Raw genomic sequence first — 17,256 nt, 5'->3', positions numbered from 1 at the left:
TGCAGCAAGCCGGCCATGTAGCGATATGTGGCCGGCTTGTTTGATTTTTATCAATGAATGGCGGCAAAGCGTGCGTATCTTCGCCGATCATACGAGCGTTTGAGTGTTTTCTTTGCATAAATCGCAGCGAGCAGTCATCATTCCCCCCGTTTAAAAAGGAGACCCAACATGGCGTTTGCCTTTCTCTTTCCCGGCCAGGGCTCGCAAAGCCTGAAAATGATGGACGGCTTTGCCGACCTGCCGGTAGTAAAACAGACTTTTGACGAAGCCTCTGCCGCCCTGGGTGAAGACCTGTGGGCCATGCTGCAGGCTGACAGTGCCGAGGCGATCAACGCCACCGTGAACACCCAGCCGCTGATGCTGGCTGCCGGTGTGGCCACCTACCGCGCCTGGCTGGCGCAAGGTGGTGCGGTACCCGCTGCCATGGCAGGCCACAGCCTGGGCGAATATAGCGCCCTGGTGGCCGCCGGTAGCCTGGACTTTGCCGACGCCGTTCGCCTGGTGCGCCTGCGTGCGCAGGCCATGCAAGAAGCCGTACCGGCGGGCGAAGGCGCGATGGCTGCCATTCTTAACCTGTCCGACGACGACATCCGTGCTGCGTGTGAAGAAGCCGCGCAGGGCGAGGTGGTGGAGCCGGTGAACTTCAACTCGCCAGGCCAGGTGGTGATTGCCGGCAGCAAGGCCGCCGTAGAACGCGCCATGGAGCTGTGCAAGGCGCGCGGTGCCAAGCGTGCGCTGCCGCTGCCGGTGTCGGTGCCATCGCACTGCACACTGATGAAGCCGGCGGCAGAGCGCCTGGCCGCTGCGCTGGCCACGGTGGACATCAAGGCACCGCAAGTGCCGGTGCTGCACAATGCCGACGTGGCCAGCTACAGCGACGCCGGGCAGATTCGCGACGCACTGACGCGCCAGCTGTACCGCCCGGTACGCTGGACCGAAACCATCCAGCAGCTGGCTGCCGACGGTATCGTGCTGATGGCCGAGTGTGGCCCGGGCAAGGTGCTGGCCGGCCTGGCAAAGCGTATTGACGGCAATGTCAGCTGCCACGCACTGACTGACGCTGCCAAGCTGGAAGCCGCCCGCGCCGAGCTGGCGTAAAGATCAAAGGTTGGCCGCATGCGGCCAACTGCAGGAGAGATACATGAGCTTGCAAGGTAAAGTAGCGCTGGTTACCGGCGCATCCCGCGGCATTGGTGCCGCCATTGCCGACACGCTGGCAGCTGCCGGTGCCAAGGTCATTGGTACGGCTACCTCCGAGTCCGGCGCGGCCGCCATTGGCGAGCGCCTGGCGCAGTGGGGTGGTGTGGGCATGGTGCTGAACGTGGGTGAAGAAGGTGCCATCGACGCACTGATCGACACCATCGCCAAAGAGCACGGCGACGTGGCCATTCTGGTAAACAACGCCGGTATTACCCGTGACGGCCTGCTGATGCGCATGAAAGACGACGACTGGGATGCCATCATGGATACCAACCTGAAGTCGGTATTCAAAGCGTCCAAAGCCGTGCTGCGCGCCATGATGAAGGCCCGTACCGGCCGCATCATCAACATTGCCTCCGTGGTGGGCGCCATGGGCAATGCCGGCCAGACCAACTACGCGGCGGCCAAGGCCGGCATCATGGGCTTTACCAAGTCCATGGCCCGAGAAGTAGGCAGCCGTGGCATTACCGTGAACTGCGTGGCACCGGGCTTTATCGATACCGATATGACCCGCGCCCTGCCGGAAGCACAACGCGACGCGCTGGTAGGCCAGATTGCCCTGGGCCGCCTGGGCGACGCACAAGACATCGCCGATGCCGTGCTGTTCCTGGCGTCGGACAAGGCAGCTTACATTACCGGCCAGACACTGCACGTGAATGGCGGTATGCTGATGCCGTGATTTTTCTGGCCGCAAGGCTGGAAAATGCGGGGGTAAAAACAACATTGCCCCTGCGTTTAACCGGATTAAAGGGCCTGCTGGCGTATAAAAACAGCAAGAACTGCTGTGCTAGGTAGGCTACTCTAATTTTTTTTTGTAGAATGTCGGGGTTTTGTTGTCCCGAACACAGAAAGGTAAAGGATTTAAACAAATGGAAAACATCGAAGCGCGCGTTAAGAAGATCGTTGCCGAGCAACTGGGCGTGAACGAAGCCGAAGTAAAAATCGACTCCTCGTTCGTGGACGATCTGGGCGCTGACTCTCTGGACACCGTTGAGCTGGTAATGGCTCTGGAAGAAGAGTTCGAGTGCGAGATTCCGGATGAAGAAGCCGAGAAGATCACCACCGTTAAGCAGGCTGTTGACTACGTAACAGCTCACCTGAACAAGTAATCCTTTTTTATAAAAGGGTTGCCTGGACCTCTGCTGGTGGCTTTGGCTCGCCTGCAGAGGTCTTTTTGCTGTAGTGGCCCTGAAACGTGCGTTTGATTTACTGGGCGCGTAAACCGTTTCAGGACTATCGGGAGTACGCTCCCTTTTTTCACGGAGATACCCTGTGTCAAAACGCAGAGTAGTAGTGACCGGCCTCGGGCATATTTCCCCGGTTGGCAACGATGTGAGCAGTGGCTGGGCCAATCTCCTGGCCGGCAAGAGTGGTATCACCAACATCACCCGCTTTGATGCCAGCGATATCGCCTGCCAGGTAGCGGGTGAGGTTAAAGGCTTTGACATCAGCCAGTACATCTCGCCCAAGGATGCACGCCGTATGGACGTGTTCATTCATTACGGCATTGCCGCCGCACTGCAAGCGGTAGCGGATTCGGGCCTGGACGATGTGGCTGACCTGGACAAGACCCGTGTGGGTGTGAATATCGGTTCCGGTATCGGCGGCCTGCCGCTGATCGAGGAAACCGGCGTGGCGCGCCACGAAGGCGGCATTCGCAAGATCGGCCCGTTCTTCATTCCGGGCTCGCTGATCAATATGGTAGCGGGCCATGTGTCCATCCTGAAAGGCTACCAGGGCCCGAGCTACGGCATCGTGTCTGCCTGCACCACCGGCGCGCATTGCATTGGCGATGCCGCTCGTGTGATTCAGTATGGCGACGCCGACGTGATGGTAGCCGGTGGCGCCGAAGGCACCATTTCCAGCCTGGCCGTTGGCGGTTTTGCCGCCATGAAGGCACTGTCTACCCGTAACGACGACCCGGCCACTGCCTCCCGCCCGTGGGATAAAGGCCGTGACGGCTTCGTGATGGGCGAGGGCGCCGGTGTACTGGTGCTGGAAGAGTACGAGCACGCGGTAAAACGCGGCGCCAAAATCTACGCCGAGCTGGTAGGTTTCGGCATGAGCTCCGACGCGCACCACATTACTGCCCCTAGCGCAGAAGGCCCGGCACGCGGCGTGCTGAACGCCCTGCGCGACGCCGGCCTGAACCCGGACCAGGTGCAGTACGTGAACGCCCACGGCACCTCCACCCCGCTGGGTGATGCCAACGAAACCAATGCGCTGAAGATCGCGTTTGGCGACCACGCCAAAAAGCTGGTGGTGAACTCCACCAAGTCCATGACCGGCCACTTGCTGGGCGGCGCGGGCGGTGTAGAAGCCATCTACTCGATTCTGGCCGTGCACAACCAGGTTTCCCCGCCGACCATCAACCTGCACGAGCAGGATATCGAAGGCGGCTGCGACCTGGACTACTGCGCCAACACCGCGCGTGACATGAAGATCGACGTGGCCATCTCCAACTCCTTCGGGTTTGGTGGTACCAACGGCACACTGGTGTTCAAACGCGTATAAAAGCCGACACGTCGCACCGGCGACGTTGACAGCCAAGACCGCTGCGATAAACTCGCGCGGTCTTTTTCTTTTGCGGCTACCGTCATGGCGGTGCCCGACACCCATGCATTACGAACTGCTGAACCACACGCCCGACCTGCTGGCCCTGCACGCTGCCGACCGTGGCCGTTTTCCCTACCTGATGCAGTCATCCGGCGACATCGGCTGGGACATCCTGATGGCGCTGCCCGAACAGCGCCGTATCTATGGCGAAGGCGAGGGCGCGGCCTTCCTGGACGCGGTGCGCGCGCTGCCGCGCGAAGACAGCGTGGCCAACCCGCACGGCCTGCCGTTTAGCGGCGGCTGGTTTGTGTACATGGGTTACGACCTGCTGTCCGAGTTTGAGCCCAGTGTGCCGGCTGCCATCAGCGACAGCTTCCCGCTGGCGGCGCTGTGCCGCATTCCGGCTGCCATCCAGCTGGAGCGCGCCAGTGGCCGCTGCTGGCTGATGGCAGAAACCGCCGCCCAGCTGGCCGAGCTCAAGGCCGCGCTGCACGACGTACCTGTTTTTGCGGCCAACCCTGTACAGCTGCAGGCGCTGGAAGAAGACCCGCCGCACTGGTATACCGACGCCGTGGTGCGGCTGAAGGATTACATCTACGAAGGCGACGTGTTCCAGGTGAACATCTCGCGCGGCTGGCGCGCCACCCTGCACGACAGCGTGCGCCCGGTAGACCTGTTTGCCGCGCTGCGCCGCGCCAACCCGGCGCCGTTCTCGGCGCTGGCCGACCTGGGCGATGCCTATATCGTTAGCTCCTCGCCCGAGCGCCTGGTGCGCGTGCACGACGGCTGGGTGGATACCCGCCCGATTGCCGGCACCCACCCGCGCTCGCCCGACGCCGCCGAAGATGCCGCACTGAAGCAGCGCCTGATCAGCAGCATCAAGGAGCGCGCCGAGCACGTGATGCTGATCGACCTGGAACGCAATGATCTGGGCCGCATCTGCCAGCCCGGCACGGTGGAGGTGAACGAGCTGATGGCGGTGGCCAGCTACGCCTACGTGCACCATATCGAATCCAATGTGCGCGGCCGCATCCGTGACGGCGTGGATACCGTGGCGGTATTCCGCGCGCTGTTCCCTGGTGGCACCATTACCGGCTGCCCCAAAGTGCGCACCATGCAGATTATCCGCGAGCTGGAAAACAGCGCGCGCCGCGCCTACACCGGCAGCCTGGGCTACCTGAACCGCGACGGCACGCTGGACGTAAACATCCTGATCCGTACCTTCATGCAACAAGGGCAGCAGCTGCGCTTCCGTGCCGGTGGCGGCATCGTGGCCGACTCCGACCCGCAGCGCGAGCTGCAGGAAACCCGCCACAAGGCACGCGGCCTGCTGCGTGCGCTGGGCGTAGAACAAGCCTGAGCCACGGGTGACCAGGTTGGCCGCACACACAGGAGACGCCATGTACCGCATTGCCCCCGCCGACCCGGCGCAGCCGCAGGCTATCGCCATGCAGGCGGCGCTGTCTGCCACGCTGGCGGCCATCACTGGAGATAGCGGCCAGGCCTCGTTTGACGCTGGCGACGTGCGCGGCGAAGGTGCCGTGTTCCTGCTGGCCTGCGATGGTAGCGGCCAGCCCCACGGCTGCGGCGCGCTGCGCCCCTTGCAGCCGGGTGTGGCCGAGCTCAAGCGCATGTACGCGGCGCCCGGCAGCCAGGGCCTGGGCGCGCAGCTGCTGGCGGCGCTGGAGCAGCAGGCCGCAGGCTTTGGCTACCGCGCGCTGTGGCTGTCTACCCGCCGCATCAATACCCGTGCCGTACAGTTTTACCTGCGCCACGGCTACCGCGAGATTCCCCCTTACGGCCATTATGTTGGCCGCAGCGCGTCCATTTGCCTGGGCAAGGAGCTGGCATGCTGATTAATGGTGTGGTGGCAGACAGCCTGCCGGCCAGCGACCGTGGCCTGGCCTACGGCGACGGCCTGTACCGCACGCTGGAAGTGCTGGCTGGCCAGCCCCGGTTATGGCGCTGGCAGTGGCAAAGGTTGGCCGCAGACTGCGCCGCCCTGCGCCTGCCGTGCCCGGACGAGGCGCTGCTGCTGGCAGAAATCGCCACCGTCTGCGCCGGCCTGCCACGCGCCGTGGCCAAGGTGGTGCTGACGCGTGGCAGCGGCCAGCGTGGCTACGCCATACCGGCCACGGTGCAGCCTACCCGTATCGTCAGCGCTGCCGCGTGGGCGGGCTACCCGCCCGAGCGCGCCGCGCAGGGCATTACGCTGCGCTGGTGCAGCACGCAGCTGGGCCTGCAGCCTTTGCTGGCGGGGGTCAAACACCTGAACCGGCTGGAAAACGTGCTGGCACGCAGCGAGTGGGGCGACCCGGCCATTGCTGAAGGTCTGATGCTGGACAGCGACGGCACCGTGGTGGAAGGCACCATGAGCAACCTGTTCTGGGTACACGCGGGGCAGCTGTTTACACCGCCGCTGGACCGCTGTGGCGTGTCCGGCGCCATGCGCGCCTGCATTATCGATACCGCACGCCAGCTGGGTATCACGGTAGCCGAGCAGCGTGTGTTGCCTGCCGAGCTATTGGCCGTCGATGAAGTGTTTGTCTGCAATAGCCTGGCCGGTATCTGGCCGGTGCGCCAGCTGGATGCGCGCACATGGCAGGCCTGGCCGCTGGCCGCCCGCCTGCAGCAGCACCTGCCTGCTGCCTGATCAGGCCAGCCGAAAGCGCGCCACCATCTGCTGCATGCTGTCGGCCAGCGCGCTGAGCTGGCTGGACGTGGTAGCCAGCTCCTCTACTGTGGCGCTGTTTTCCTCGGCCATCTGCGCCACCTGTTCCATGCTGCAGGCCAGTACCTGGCTGGCATCGCGCTGTTCGCCCAGCGCCGCGCTGATGCTGCCCACCGCCTGGCTGGCCTGCGCGCTGAATTGCTGCGCCGCCTCTATGGTATGACCGCTGCCCTGTGTGGCCTGGTCTGCCTGTGTCATCTGCTGTTCGCTTTGCCCCATCTGGTGCTCCACATCGTGTACGCCCTGGCGGATGCGGCCAATCATGCCGGTGATGTCGCCGGTGGCGGTGGCGGTGCGCTCGGCCAGCTTGCGTACCTCGTCGGCTACCACGGCAAAGCCGCGCCCGGCTTCGCCGGCGCGGGCGGCCTCGATGCTGGCGTTGAGCGCCAGCAGGTTGGTCTGGTCGGCTACCTCGCGGATAACCGTCACGATGCGGTCGATCTCTTGTACCTCGCGCGTGAGCTCACCCAGGGCCTGGCCGGTTTGCTGCACGCTGCGGCCAACCTGGCGCACCAGCTGCAGTGACGCCTGCACGGCCGCCACGCCTTGCCCGGCTTGCTGCCCGGCCTGCTGCGAGCGCTGGTTGGCTTCTTCGGCGTTGTCCGATACGTGGTTGATGCTCACCGTCAGTTCTTCCAGCGTGGCACTGGCTTCCCCGGTGGCTTCGGCCTGGCGCTGTACGCTGATGGCCACTTGTTCCGACATGCTCGACAGCTCGTGCGAGGCATCGCTGACGGCAAACGACGATTGGCGGATGCTGCCCAGTGTGTCGGCCAGCTGCTGGCGCATGCTCTCCGTGGCGTGTGCCAGCTGCAGGGTTTCGTCGCGTTTGGCGGCGGGTAAGGGGTGCGCGCGCGGGCGCAGGTCGCCCGCGGCAATGCGCTGTGTTTCGCGCACGATGCTGCGCAGGTGGCCCGATAGCTTGCCGGCAAACAGCCAGGCAATGCTGGCGCCGAGCAGCAAGGCGGCCAGCCCGACGATCAGCTGTGTGGTTTCGGCCTGGTGGTAGCTGGTGATGGCTTCTTGCTCGGCGCGCTGCATTTCCTGGCGTTGCAGGGCAATGAACTGCTTGAGTGCCGTGACGAGTGTGTTCGTTTGCGGGTCCAGCCGCTGCAGCAGCCATTGGCCGGCATTGGCATCCTGGCTGGCCAGCAGCTGCTCAAATTGCAGCTGGCTGGCGTGCGTGGCTTGCAGCAAGCCTTGCAGCTGCTGTAGCTGCTGCTTGCCGGCATCCTTGTGTTCCAGCTGCTGCAGCTTGTCCAGCGCCGCCAGGCTTTGCTGGCGGTGCTGCTGCATTTGTTGCTGTAGCGCGGGGCTGTCTTGCAGGTGGCGCCGGTGCGCCAGTAGCGCGTTGTCCATGCTGAGCTGTATCAGCTCGGCGGACAGCACCATTTCCGGGCTGAGATCCTCTACGATTTCTTCCAGGTCGTGCTCGATCACATTGAGTTTTTGCATGACCAACGCGGCCATGACGGCCATCAGTAACAAGATAAGCCCGAAGGCCGCCAGCAACTTTTGCCGGATACTGAAGAGCTGGTACATGTTTTTCTCCCCCTGGATGCCTACAGTCAGGCTAGGGAGTGATGGCTGCAATTTCAACCACGCGATAAATTAATTTGTGCTGCTAAATTATTGATATTAAATATTTAGTTTACTGGCATCCGCTCACGGTGCGTCGCAGTGCGGCTCGCCCAGCTGGCAAACCGTATCGGCCAGCGGCACAAACCACTCTTCGTGCCTGCTGACACCCTGCCAGCACGGGTCGCCGGCCACCCCTTCGGCCAGCAGCTGCTGCAGCGCGGCGGCGTCGCTTACCGGCTCGTAGATTTCCATCCAGGTCTGTGTATCGTCGCGACGTTGCAATAGTCTGCCGTTTATGTGCAGTTTTTCATGAACTTCTGCCATGAGCCTGGCAGATGCTTGCCGAAACGGCAGGAAATTGCCATTGACGCGGTAATAGATATACAGCGAACAGTGCATGGTGGCCCCCTTGAGTACACACGAATGCGGTTATGATAACGGCTCTGAACAGACAGTGATGGGCGATAGCATGCAGGCGGGTGAGGGCGGATTGACCCTGGTAGTGATCGGTGTGGGCCTGATTGGTGGCTCGTTTGCGCTAGCCTTGCGCCGTGCCGGGCGGGTGGCAAAGGTAATCGGCGTAGGGCGCTCTGCGGCCAACCTGCAGCGCGCCATCGAGCTGGGCGTGATAGACGAGGCCAGCCACAGCGCAGCCGACGCGGTACGCCACGCCGACGTGGTGCTGGTGGCCACCCCGGTGGGGCAGATGGCGCGTGTGTTTGCCGACATCGCCCCGCACCTGCCAGCGCACTGCGTGGTCACCGATGGTGGCAGTACCAAAAGCGATGTGGTGGCGCTGATGCGCCAGCACCTGCCCGCCCACCTGGCCAGCTGCGTACCGGCGCACCCGATTGCCGGCTCCGACCTGTCCGGCGCTGCCGCTGCCCAGTACGGCCTGTACGACAACCGCCGCATCGTGGTGACCCCGCTGCCGGAAACCCGCCCCGACGCCGCCGCGCTGGTGCGCACGCTGTGGCAGGCCTGCGGTGCCCGTGTGTACGAGATGAGCGCCGCCGAGCACGACGCGGTGTTTGCCACCGTGAGCCACCTGCCGCACCTGCTGGCCTTTGCTTATGTAGACACCATCGTGGCCAAAGCCGATGCGGCGCGCTGCTTCGATTTTGCCGCCACCGGCTTTCGCGACTTTACCCGCATTGCCGGCAGCCACCCTGAAATGTGGCGCGACATCGCGCTGGCCAACCGCGACGCACTGTTGGTCGAGCTGGATGCTTTCCAGGCCACGTTGGCCGCACTGCGCCAGGAGCTGCTGGCAGGTGACGCCGAGGCCATGACCACGCGTTTCGAGCGCGCCCGCGAAGCCCGCCAGCAATGGCAACAACACTTTAACCGGGGCAACGCATGACGATCTGGGTAGACGCCGACGCCTGTCCGGCGGTCATCAAGGACATCCTGTTTCGCGCGGCCGACCGCACAGGTACCGCTACCGTGCTGGTGGCCAACCAGCTGCTGCGCGTGCCGCCATCGCCGCATATCCGTGCCGTGCAGGTACCGGCCGGTTTCGACGTAGCCGATAACCACATTGCCCAGCAGGCGCAGCCGGGCGACATTGTCGTCACCGCTGATATTCCGCTGGCCGCGCAGGTGGTGGCCAAAGGTGCGCTGGCGCTGAACCCGCGCGGCGAGCTGTACAGCGACGCCACCATCCGCGAAGCGCTGGCGCTACGCAATTTCATGACCGAGCTGCGCGACAGCGGCGTGCAAACCGGCGGCCCGGCGGCTTTCAGCCAGCGCGACCGCCAGGCGTTTGGCGCCCAGCTGGACAAGCTACTGCAAAGGTTGGCCGCAGGCCGCCGCTAGCAGGGCCTACCTGCTGCCAGCCACGTACCTGTCGGGTAGCGCATGTGCTGGCGCTGGCGGGTATCAGGCCTGGCCTCTGTGCTGCGCAGCCTGGCGCGCGCGCCAACCCATCAGGTGCAAGCTGGTGAAGTACAGCCACAGAATAAGCCCGCCGGTCATGCTCCATACCTGCATCGGCAGCCCGATCAGTACCGTGGCCAGGCCGTCGGCCAGCAGGGCTATCGCCGCCAGCAGGTTCAATGCCACATAGCGCTTTACCATGCCGCTGCTGGCCGGCAGCGGTTCGCCTCTCCAGTTGCGTACCAGGTCGTGGCGCTTGCGTATGCCTACCAGAAAAGCCAGCCGCAGGAAGTGGCCGGCCATCATGAAGATCAGCAGAAACAGTATCCAGTTCAGGATCAGAAACAGCGTTGCCATGGGTTCTCCTTGTTAAACGGGGTTGTTGTGTCGGCGCAGGCGTTCGGTAGCTGCCAGCGCTTTCAGGGTGGTGATGCCGCGCTCTTCGGCGCGGTGCAGTGCCATTTGCAGTAGCTGGGCGGTGGCCAGGCAGTCGGCAATGGCATTGTGCCGCCGGTGGTTGCGGATGCCAAAGCGCGTCAGCCAGTCGTCTAGCGCCACCACGTGTGCCTGGCGGCTGGCAAACAGCGACGGCAGCAGCCAGGCCAGGTCCAGCCAGCGCGGCTGGTAGTGCAGGCCAAGGTGACGGCGCATGGCTGTGGCAATCATGTGCTGGTCGAAAAAGGCGTGATAGGCCACCAGCGGTGCCTTGCCGCTGTATTCCAGAAACTGTAACAGCGCCTCGGCCGGCGGCATGCCCTCGCGTTGCTGCGCGCCGCTGATACCGTGGATGAGAATGTTGTCGCTGGACGAGACCTGCTCTTGGCGCAGTACCACTTCAAACGCCTGCCGCGGGTCGATGCCGCCATCTTGCAGCGCCACGCTGCCGATGGAAATCAGCATGTCGCGGCGCAGGTTCAGGCCGCTGGCTTCCACATCTACCACCAGTAGCCGCGTGTGGCGGGCGTTTTGCTGCCAGTCGGTGTCTGGTAGCGCCTGCCAGTGCTGTAGCCGCTGTCGTTGCAAGTCGTCCAGCGCGGCGGGCGGGGTGCGCTGCAGCCAGTGCAGCCAGCGTGGCCAGGTCATAGCTGGTATTTCAGTTTCAGGCGCTGTTGCAGCCGCCGGGCCTGGCGCAGGGCTTCTTTGAGGATGCGCCTGTCCAGCGGGTTGAGCTTGTCCGGCTGGATGAGGTTGTCGCCCTGGCGGCCCAGTTCTTGTTCCAGGTGCTGGTGTCGCAGGCGCAGCATCTGGATGAACTGGAAAGCATCGATCAAGCCGCGTACTTCCTCGCGCGGGGTGTCCATGTGGGCGGCGGCCTGCTCCAGCCGTTGCGCGGTATTGCTGCTGGCCATGCCGTAGCACAGCGCCAGCACGCGGGCGACATCGACAAATAGCCGGCTGCCGCAGGTCTTGAGGTCTAGCCAGCCGCCTTCGCCGTGGTGGTCTTCGGTAACGAAATCGCGTAGCAGGCCCAGGGGTGGCGCTACGCTCAGCGCGTTGGCCGCCAGCATGCGCTGGAACAGGCTGTTGGGCCGGCTGTAGGCAAACAGCTGCTTTTGCAGCTGGTTGGCCAGGTGGCGCTTACCGTACAGCGGGCGCAGGTCAAAAAAGATGGCCGCGTTCAGTAGCGCCTTGGGGTCGGGGCTGGCGATCCAGCGGCGGAAGCGTTCTTGCCATTCTTCCAGTGTCAGGCACAGCGCCGGGTTGCTGGCCATGATATTGCCCTTGCACAGCGGGAAACCGTAGCGGTCCAGGTCGGCGTTGACGTCGGCGGCAAAATCCAGCAGCCGCAGCTGTACCTGGTCTTTGTCGTAGGCTTCCGGGCAGAGGTACAGCAGGCCGTTGTCCTGGTCGGTGCTGAAGGTTTGTTCTTCGCGCCCTTCGGAGCCAAAGGCCAGCCACACCCAGTCTATGCCGTACAGGTCGTGTTGCTGCAGGTTCAGCTCGATAATGCGGGCGGTAATGCTGTCGTTCAGCGCCGACACGAACTGGGTGATCTGCTCGGCCCCCACGCCTTGCGCCAGCATATTGGTGGTGAGCTGGCGCAGGTCGCGGCCAACCTGGTGCAGGGCGGTCATGTCGGCGGCGGTTTCCACCGCGTAGCGTATCTGGCGCAGGCCGATGCGCTGCATGGCAAACAGGTCGCGTTCCGAAACCACCCCTTGCAGTACCTGGTTTTCATCTACCACCAGTGCGTGGCGTACACCGTGGGTGGCTAGCGCCAGCGCGGCGTCGTAGGCGCTGGCGTGGCGGCTGATGGTGTGCGGCCGGGTGGACATCACCTGGCTGATGGGCAGCCGGGTATCGACCTTGGGCAGTACCACGCGCTTGAGCAGGTCGGACTGGGTAAAGATGCCCTGCGGCTGGCCGTGGCTGTCTACCATGACCACCGAGCCGACGTTGTGTTCGCCCATGATGGCCAGTACTTGTTCGATGCTGTGCTCGGGGCTGGCGGTGACCGGCGCGCGCTTGAGCAGGTCGCGCAGGGGGGTGGCCAGCGATTGCTGTTCCAGTGCGCGCTGCGAAAACTGCAGCTGCATGTCGCGGCGTGATTGGCCCAGCAGGGTGGACAGGTAGCTGGCGCAAAAGCGGTTGAATACCGGGCTGAGCGTTAGCAGCTGCGCAAACAGATGGGCGGGCAGGCGGTAGCAGAAGGTGTCTTCCAGCGCCGAGTAATGGCACACCGTGGCGCGGCTGCCGCTGCTGGCGCCGATAGGAAAGCACTCGCCGGCCGACAGGGTGAGGTTGTGGCTGGCGATGTCGCCGTCTTCGCGCGACAACACCTTGCCGCGCTGCACGATGAAGAAAAACGGCGGCGGCCCCATGTCGGGGGTAAGCAGGAAGCTGTCCTGCGGGTAGTAAGCCAGCTGTAGCGACTCGCCCAGAAACTGCAGTGCCGCCGCCTCCATGCCATCAAAGGGGCTGTGCTGGGTCAGAAAGCTGACGGTGGCTTCGACCAGGGTCGGGTTGGGGGCGCTATGCATGGGGTGTACATGTGCGAAGGAGCCAGCAAAACCCGCTGCAGGCAGCGGGCTTGACTTGCGCCTTCTGCCACCCTGAAGTGCAGGGTGGCGTCGGGTTTAGTGCGCTTGTGCCTGGCCTGCTCCACGCGGGGTGCGGATGTCTTCCACCAGGTGCTGGATATGCGCCGGTGGCGGGGCGGTAAAGCGGGATACCACAAAGGCCACCACGATGTTGACGATGGCGCCAACCGAGCCGATGCCTTCTGGCGAGATGCCGAACAGCCAGTTGGCCGGCACGTTTTCTGCCATCGGGGTAATGAAAATACCCTTGAAGTACAGAATGTAGCAGAAGGTAAAGGTGAGGCCGCTGAGCATGCCGGCGATCGCGCCTTCCTTGTTCATCCGCTTGGAGAAGATACCCAGCAGAATGGTAGGGAATAGCGACGAGCACGCCAGGCCGAAGGCAAACGCCACCACTTCCGCCACAAAGCCTGGCGGGTTATAGCCCAGGTAGCCCGCAATCAGCACGGCCACTGCCGAGGCCACACGGCCGGCCATCAGCTCGCCTTTTTCCGACAGGTCCGGCACGAATACGCTCTTGAGCAAGTCGTGCGATACCGCCGCCGAAATCACCAGCAGCAGGCCGGCTGCGGTAGACAGCGCGGCGGCAATGCCACCGGCGGCCACCAGGGCAATTACCCAGTTCGGCAGTTTGGCTACTTCGGGGTTGGCCAGCACCATGATGTCGCGGTCAACGTTGAGCTCGTTGCCCTTCCAGCCGGCGGCTTCAGCCTGGGCCAGGAAGGCTTCGTTCTTGCTCTTCTCGTTGTAGTACTGGATGCGGCCGTCACCGTTTTTGTCCTCGTACTTCAGCAGGCCGGTTTTTTCCCAGCGCTGCATCCATTCCGGGCGCTCTTCGTACTTCAGCGCGGCTTCCGGTGCAAACAGGTCGCCGCCGCTGCTGACTGCGGTATTGACGGTGGCGTGCACGTTGTAGCGTGCCATGGCGCCCACCGCCGGTGCCGTGGTGTACAGGATGGCGATGAACACCAGCGCCCAGCCGGCGGATGAGCGTGCATCACGTACCTTGGGTACGGTGAAGAAGCGCACGATCACGTGCGGCAGGCCAGCTGTACCGGCCATCAGCGCAAAGGTGATGGCGGTGATGTCGATCATCGACTTGCTGCCTAGCGTGTAAGCGCCAAAGCCCAATTGCGTGACCACGCTGTCCAGCTTGTTCAGGAACGGTTCGCCGGAAGCCACGCTGCCGCCCAGGCCCAGCTGCGGCAGCGGGTTGCCGGTGATTTGCAGCGAGATGAAAATGGCCGGAATGGTGTAGGCAAAGATCAGCACCACATACTGCGCTACCTGGGTGTAGGTCACGCCCTTCATGCCGCCCAGCACGGCGTAGAAGAACACCAGACCCATGCCGGTAATCAGGCCGGTGGTGATTTCTACTTCCAGGAAGCGCGAGAACACGATGCCGACACCGCGCATCTGGCCTGCCACGTAGGTGAACGAGATGAAGATCAGGCAGATCACCGCCACGATACGCGCCGACTGCGAGTAGTAGCGGTCACCGATGAACTGCGGCACGGTGAACTTGCCAAACTTGCGCAGGTACGGTGCCAGCAATACGGCCAGCAGCACGTAGCCACCGGTCCAGCCCATCAGGTATACCGAGCCATCGTAACCGGCAAAGGCAATGATGCCCGCCATCGAGATGAACGAGGCAGCAGACATCCAGTCGGCGGCGGTGGCCATGCCGTTCACCACGGGGTGTACGCCGCCACCGGCCACGTAGAACTCCTTGGTGCTGCCGGCGCGGGCCCAGATCGCTACGCCGATATACAGCGCAAACGACAGGCCGACCACGATATAGGTAAGAAGCTTCAAGTCCATGCTGTGCCCCTTTCTCAGTCTTCGTGCACGTCATGCTCCTGGTCCAGGCGGTTCATGCGCGCCGCGTACCAGAAGATGAGGCCGACAAAAATGTAAATGGAGCCTTGCTGGGCAAACCAGAACCCGAGCTTGTAGCCGCCTATGGTGATGCTGTTCAGTGCACCTGCGAAGAAAATGCCCGCGAAATACGACACGCCCGCCCAGATCGCCAACACGATCCAGAGCAGTTTCAGCGTGTCCGCCCAGTAGGCGTCCGCCTTGCTCTTATTGTCTGTAGACATCTCGTTACTCTCCTCTGATGGTTGATGCTCTTGCTATACCGTTGCTTCCTGACACGTTGTTACACACAGGCCTTGCGGCCAACCTTGCGCCAGCCCCGGCCGGGGCCGGCTATCACTGCGTTTGCTGCAGTTGATCCAGAATCTGCGGGTTTTCCAGGGTAGAAACGTCCTGGGTAATGGCCTCGCCCTTGGCAATGGCGCGCAGCAGGCGGCGCATGATCTTGCCGGAGCGTGTTTTGGGCAGGTTGTCGCCAAAGCGGATTTCATCCGGCTGCGCAATCTTGCCGATTTCGTGGGCCACCCAGTTTTTCAGCTCGGCGGCAATGCGCCGTGCCTCCTCGCCCTCTGGCCGGGCATCTTTCAGCACGACAAAAGCCACCACCGCCTCGCCCTTGATGTCGTGCGGCTTGCCCACCACGGCCGCTTCGGCCACTAGCGGGTTGGCCACCAGGGATGACTCGATTTCCATGGTGCCCAGGCGGTGGCCGGACACGTTCAGCACGTCGTCCACACGGCCCAGAATCCAGAAGTAGCCGTCTTCGTCGCGGTTGGCCGAATCACCTGCCAGGTAGTATTCGCCGTTGAATTCGTCGGGGAAGTAGGTTTTCTTGAAGCGGTCCGGGTCGTTCCAGATGGTGCGTACCAGGGAAGGGAAGGGCTTTTTGATCACCAGGAAGCCGCCCTTGCCCGGCTCTACCGGGGCACCGGCCTCATCAACGATGTCCGCCAGAATGCCGGGCAAAGGCAGCGTGCAGGAGCCTGGCTTGATGTCCAGACTGCCTGGCATCGGCGCAATCATGTGGCTGCCGGTTTCGGTCTGCCACCAGGTATCCACGATAGGGCAGCGGCTGCCGCCTACCACTTCGTAGTACCACATCCAGGCTTCGGGGTTGATCGGCTCGCCCACCGAGCCCAGTAGCCGCAGGCTGGACAGGTCGTATTGCTGCGGTAGCTTGGCGCCCAGCTTGATCAGCGAACGGATGGCGGTGGGGGCGGTATAGAAGATGCTGACCTTGTGGCGTTCTATCATCTGCCAGAAGCGGCCGGCATCCGGGTAGGTAGGCACCCCTTCGAAGATGATCTGGGTGGCGCCAAACGCCAGCGGCCCGTAAGCCACGTAGCTGTGGCCGGTAATCCAGCCTACGTCGGCGGTGCACCAGAACACGTCATTCTCTTTGGCATCGAAAATCCAGCGATAGCTGTTAAGGGCACCCAGCAGGTAGCCGGCGGTACTGTGCTGGATGCCTTTGGGCTTGCCGGTAGAGCCCGAGGTGTACAGGATGAACAGCGGGTCTTCTGCATTCATGGCAACCGGCGGGCAATGATCAGCCTGGCCCTGGGTAAGCTCGTGCCACCACAGGTCGCGGCCAGGCTGCCAGGCAGGCTGGGCAGGGGTGCGCTGCAGCACAATCACGTGCTGCACGGTAGGGCAGGCAGCGTCGGCCAGTGCGTCATCTACCGTGGCTTTCAATGGCACGCTTTTACCGCCGCGCAAGCCTTCGTTGGCCGTAATCACGGCTTTGGCGCCGGCATCCTGCACGCGATCGCGCACGGCGCCGGCCGAGAAGCCACCAAATACCACCGAGTGTATGGCTCCTATCCGGGCGCATGCCTGCATTGCTACCACGGCATCCGGCACCATCGGCATGTAAATCACCACGCGGTCGCCACGGCCTATGCCCAGGCTGAGCAGGCCGTTGGCAAAGCGTGCCACGCGGTCGTGCAGCTGCTGGTAACTGATGTGTTCTACCTGGCCGTCATCCGCTTCGAAAATGATGGCCGTCTTGTTGGCCTTGTGCGGCAGGTGGCGGTCGATGCAGTTGTAGGAGGCGTTCAGCTCGCCATCGTCAAACCAGCGGAAGAACGGCGCCTGGCTGCTGTCCAGCACGCGGCTGAACGGTTTTTGCCAATGCAGCAGCTCGCGCGCCAGTTCGCCCCAAAAGCCTTCGTAGTCGTTAACCGCCTTGTCGCACAGTACGTTGTAGGCTTCGCGGCCAGGGACAGTAGCGTGTTCGACAAAGCTGGCTGCCGGGGGAAAGCGGCGCGTTTCTTTCAGTACCGATTCGATTCCGGACATGGCTGCAGATCCTTCTAGAGGTGTGGTAGCGATAAAAGCTTACAAACTGTTACAAACGCTACTCTATACGCGCCGGGTAGCGTTGCTTCC

17 protein-coding genes are annotated in these 17,256 nt (G+C 63.1%); 9 read left to right on the top strand and 8 right to left on the bottom strand.

Features of this window, described 5'->3' with window-relative positions:
- Positions 1 to 168 precede the first annotated feature (168 nt).
- The 7 genes from fabD (at position 169) to pabC (ending at position 6,409) form a co-directional block, all read left to right on the top strand.
- Positions 169 to 1,098: an ACP S-malonyltransferase gene (fabD, locus tag FLQ44_RS00840; protein WP_147692638.1), complete on the top strand. Its 930-nt coding sequence runs from the start codon at positions 169 to 171 to the stop codon at positions 1,096 to 1,098.
- A 43-nt stretch (positions 1,099 to 1,141) separates the two neighbouring features.
- Positions 1,142 to 1,879, top strand: coding sequence for a 3-oxoacyl-ACP reductase FabG (gene fabG / locus FLQ44_RS00835; protein ID WP_147689186.1), 738 nt, complete (start codon positions 1,142 to 1,144; stop codon positions 1,877 to 1,879).
- Between the two features lie 190 nt (positions 1,880 to 2,069).
- Positions 2,070 to 2,309, top strand: a complete 240-nt coding sequence (acpP, locus tag FLQ44_RS00830; protein ID WP_017509934.1) for an acyl carrier protein — start codon at positions 2,070 to 2,072, stop codon at positions 2,307 to 2,309.
- Between the two features lie 163 nt (positions 2,310 to 2,472).
- Positions 2,473 to 3,714, top strand: coding sequence for a beta-ketoacyl-ACP synthase II (gene fabF / locus FLQ44_RS00825; protein ID WP_147692637.1), 1,242 nt, complete (start codon positions 2,473 to 2,475; stop codon positions 3,712 to 3,714).
- 103 nt (positions 3,715 to 3,817) lie between these two features.
- Positions 3,818 to 5,116, top strand: a complete 1,299-nt coding sequence (locus FLQ44_RS00820) for an aminodeoxychorismate synthase component I (protein ID WP_147692636.1) — start codon at positions 3,818 to 3,820, stop codon at positions 5,114 to 5,116.
- A gap of 40 nt (positions 5,117 to 5,156) precedes the next feature.
- Positions 5,157 to 5,612: a GNAT family N-acetyltransferase gene (locus FLQ44_RS00815; protein WP_147692635.1), complete on the top strand. Its 456-nt coding sequence runs from the start codon at positions 5,157 to 5,159 to the stop codon at positions 5,610 to 5,612.
- On the top strand, positions 5,606 to 6,409 hold the full coding sequence (gene pabC / locus FLQ44_RS00810; protein WP_147692634.1) for an aminodeoxychorismate lyase: 804 nt from the start codon (positions 5,606 to 5,608) through the stop codon (positions 6,407 to 6,409). The genes FLQ44_RS00815 and pabC overlap by 7 nt, the downstream gene beginning before the upstream one ends.
- Here the strand turns inward: pabC and FLQ44_RS00805 are convergent, their stop codons facing one another.
- On the bottom strand, positions 6,410 to 7,942 hold the full coding sequence (locus FLQ44_RS00805; protein WP_439144890.1) for a methyl-accepting chemotaxis protein: 1,533 nt from the start codon (positions 7,940 to 7,942) through the stop codon (positions 6,410 to 6,412).
- Between the two features lie 210 nt (positions 7,943 to 8,152).
- Positions 8,153 to 8,467, bottom strand: a complete 315-nt coding sequence (locus FLQ44_RS00800; protein WP_147692632.1) for a DUF4936 family protein — start codon at positions 8,465 to 8,467, stop codon at positions 8,153 to 8,155.
- Positions 8,468 to 8,537: 70 nt separating this feature from the next.
- Between FLQ44_RS00800 and FLQ44_RS00795 the strand changes: the two genes are divergently transcribed.
- Both FLQ44_RS00795 and FLQ44_RS00790 read left to right on the top strand, forming a co-directional pair.
- Positions 8,538 to 9,431, top strand: a complete 894-nt coding sequence (locus FLQ44_RS00795; RefSeq protein ID WP_147692660.1) for a prephenate dehydrogenase — start codon at positions 8,538 to 8,540, stop codon at positions 9,429 to 9,431.
- Positions 9,428 to 9,886 carry a YaiI/YqxD family protein gene (locus FLQ44_RS00790; RefSeq protein ID WP_147692631.1) on the top strand — a complete coding sequence of 153 codons (459 nt, stop codon included), beginning with the start codon at positions 9,428 to 9,430 and terminating at the stop codon, positions 9,884 to 9,886. The genes FLQ44_RS00795 and FLQ44_RS00790 overlap by 4 nt, the downstream gene beginning before the upstream one ends.
- A gap of 63 nt (positions 9,887 to 9,949) precedes the next feature.
- On the opposite strand, the gene FLQ44_RS00785 is transcribed toward FLQ44_RS00790, so the two are convergent.
- The 6 genes from FLQ44_RS00785 to acs form a co-directional block, all read right to left on the bottom strand.
- Positions 9,950 to 10,303: a hypothetical protein gene (locus FLQ44_RS00785; protein WP_147692630.1), complete on the bottom strand. Its 354-nt coding sequence runs from the start codon at positions 10,301 to 10,303 to the stop codon at positions 9,950 to 9,952.
- 12 nt (positions 10,304 to 10,315) lie between these two features.
- Positions 10,316 to 11,029, bottom strand: coding sequence for a 3'-5' exonuclease (locus FLQ44_RS00780; protein ID WP_147692629.1), 714 nt, complete (start codon positions 11,027 to 11,029; stop codon positions 10,316 to 10,318).
- A complete protein-coding gene (locus tag FLQ44_RS00775; protein WP_147692628.1) occupies positions 11,026 to 12,927 on the bottom strand; it encodes a DUF294 nucleotidyltransferase-like domain-containing protein in 1,902 nt (633 codons plus the stop codon). The genes FLQ44_RS00780 and FLQ44_RS00775 overlap by 4 nt, the downstream gene beginning before the upstream one ends.
- A 96-nt stretch (positions 12,928 to 13,023) precedes the next feature.
- A complete protein-coding gene (locus FLQ44_RS00770) occupies positions 13,024 to 14,808 on the bottom strand; it encodes a sodium:solute symporter family protein (protein ID WP_147692627.1) in 1,785 nt (594 codons plus the stop codon).
- A 14-nt stretch (positions 14,809 to 14,822) separates the two neighbouring features.
- A complete protein-coding gene (locus FLQ44_RS00765; RefSeq protein ID WP_147692626.1) occupies positions 14,823 to 15,089 on the bottom strand; it encodes a DUF4212 domain-containing protein in 267 nt (88 codons plus the stop codon).
- A 112-nt stretch (positions 15,090 to 15,201) separates the two neighbouring features.
- Positions 15,202 to 17,166: an acetate--CoA ligase gene (gene acs / locus FLQ44_RS00760; protein ID WP_147692625.1), complete on the bottom strand. Its 1,965-nt coding sequence runs from the start codon at positions 17,164 to 17,166 to the stop codon at positions 15,202 to 15,204.
- Positions 17,167 to 17,256 lie beyond the last annotated feature (90 nt).

Source organism: Vogesella mureinivorans (genome assembly GCF_007644035.1).
Taxonomy (GTDB): domain Bacteria; phylum Pseudomonadota; class Gammaproteobacteria; order Burkholderiales; family Chromobacteriaceae; genus Vogesella; species Vogesella mureinivorans.
The sequence above is the reverse complement of the archived record's forward strand: the minus strand, read 5'-3'. Positions and strand labels throughout refer to the sequence as shown.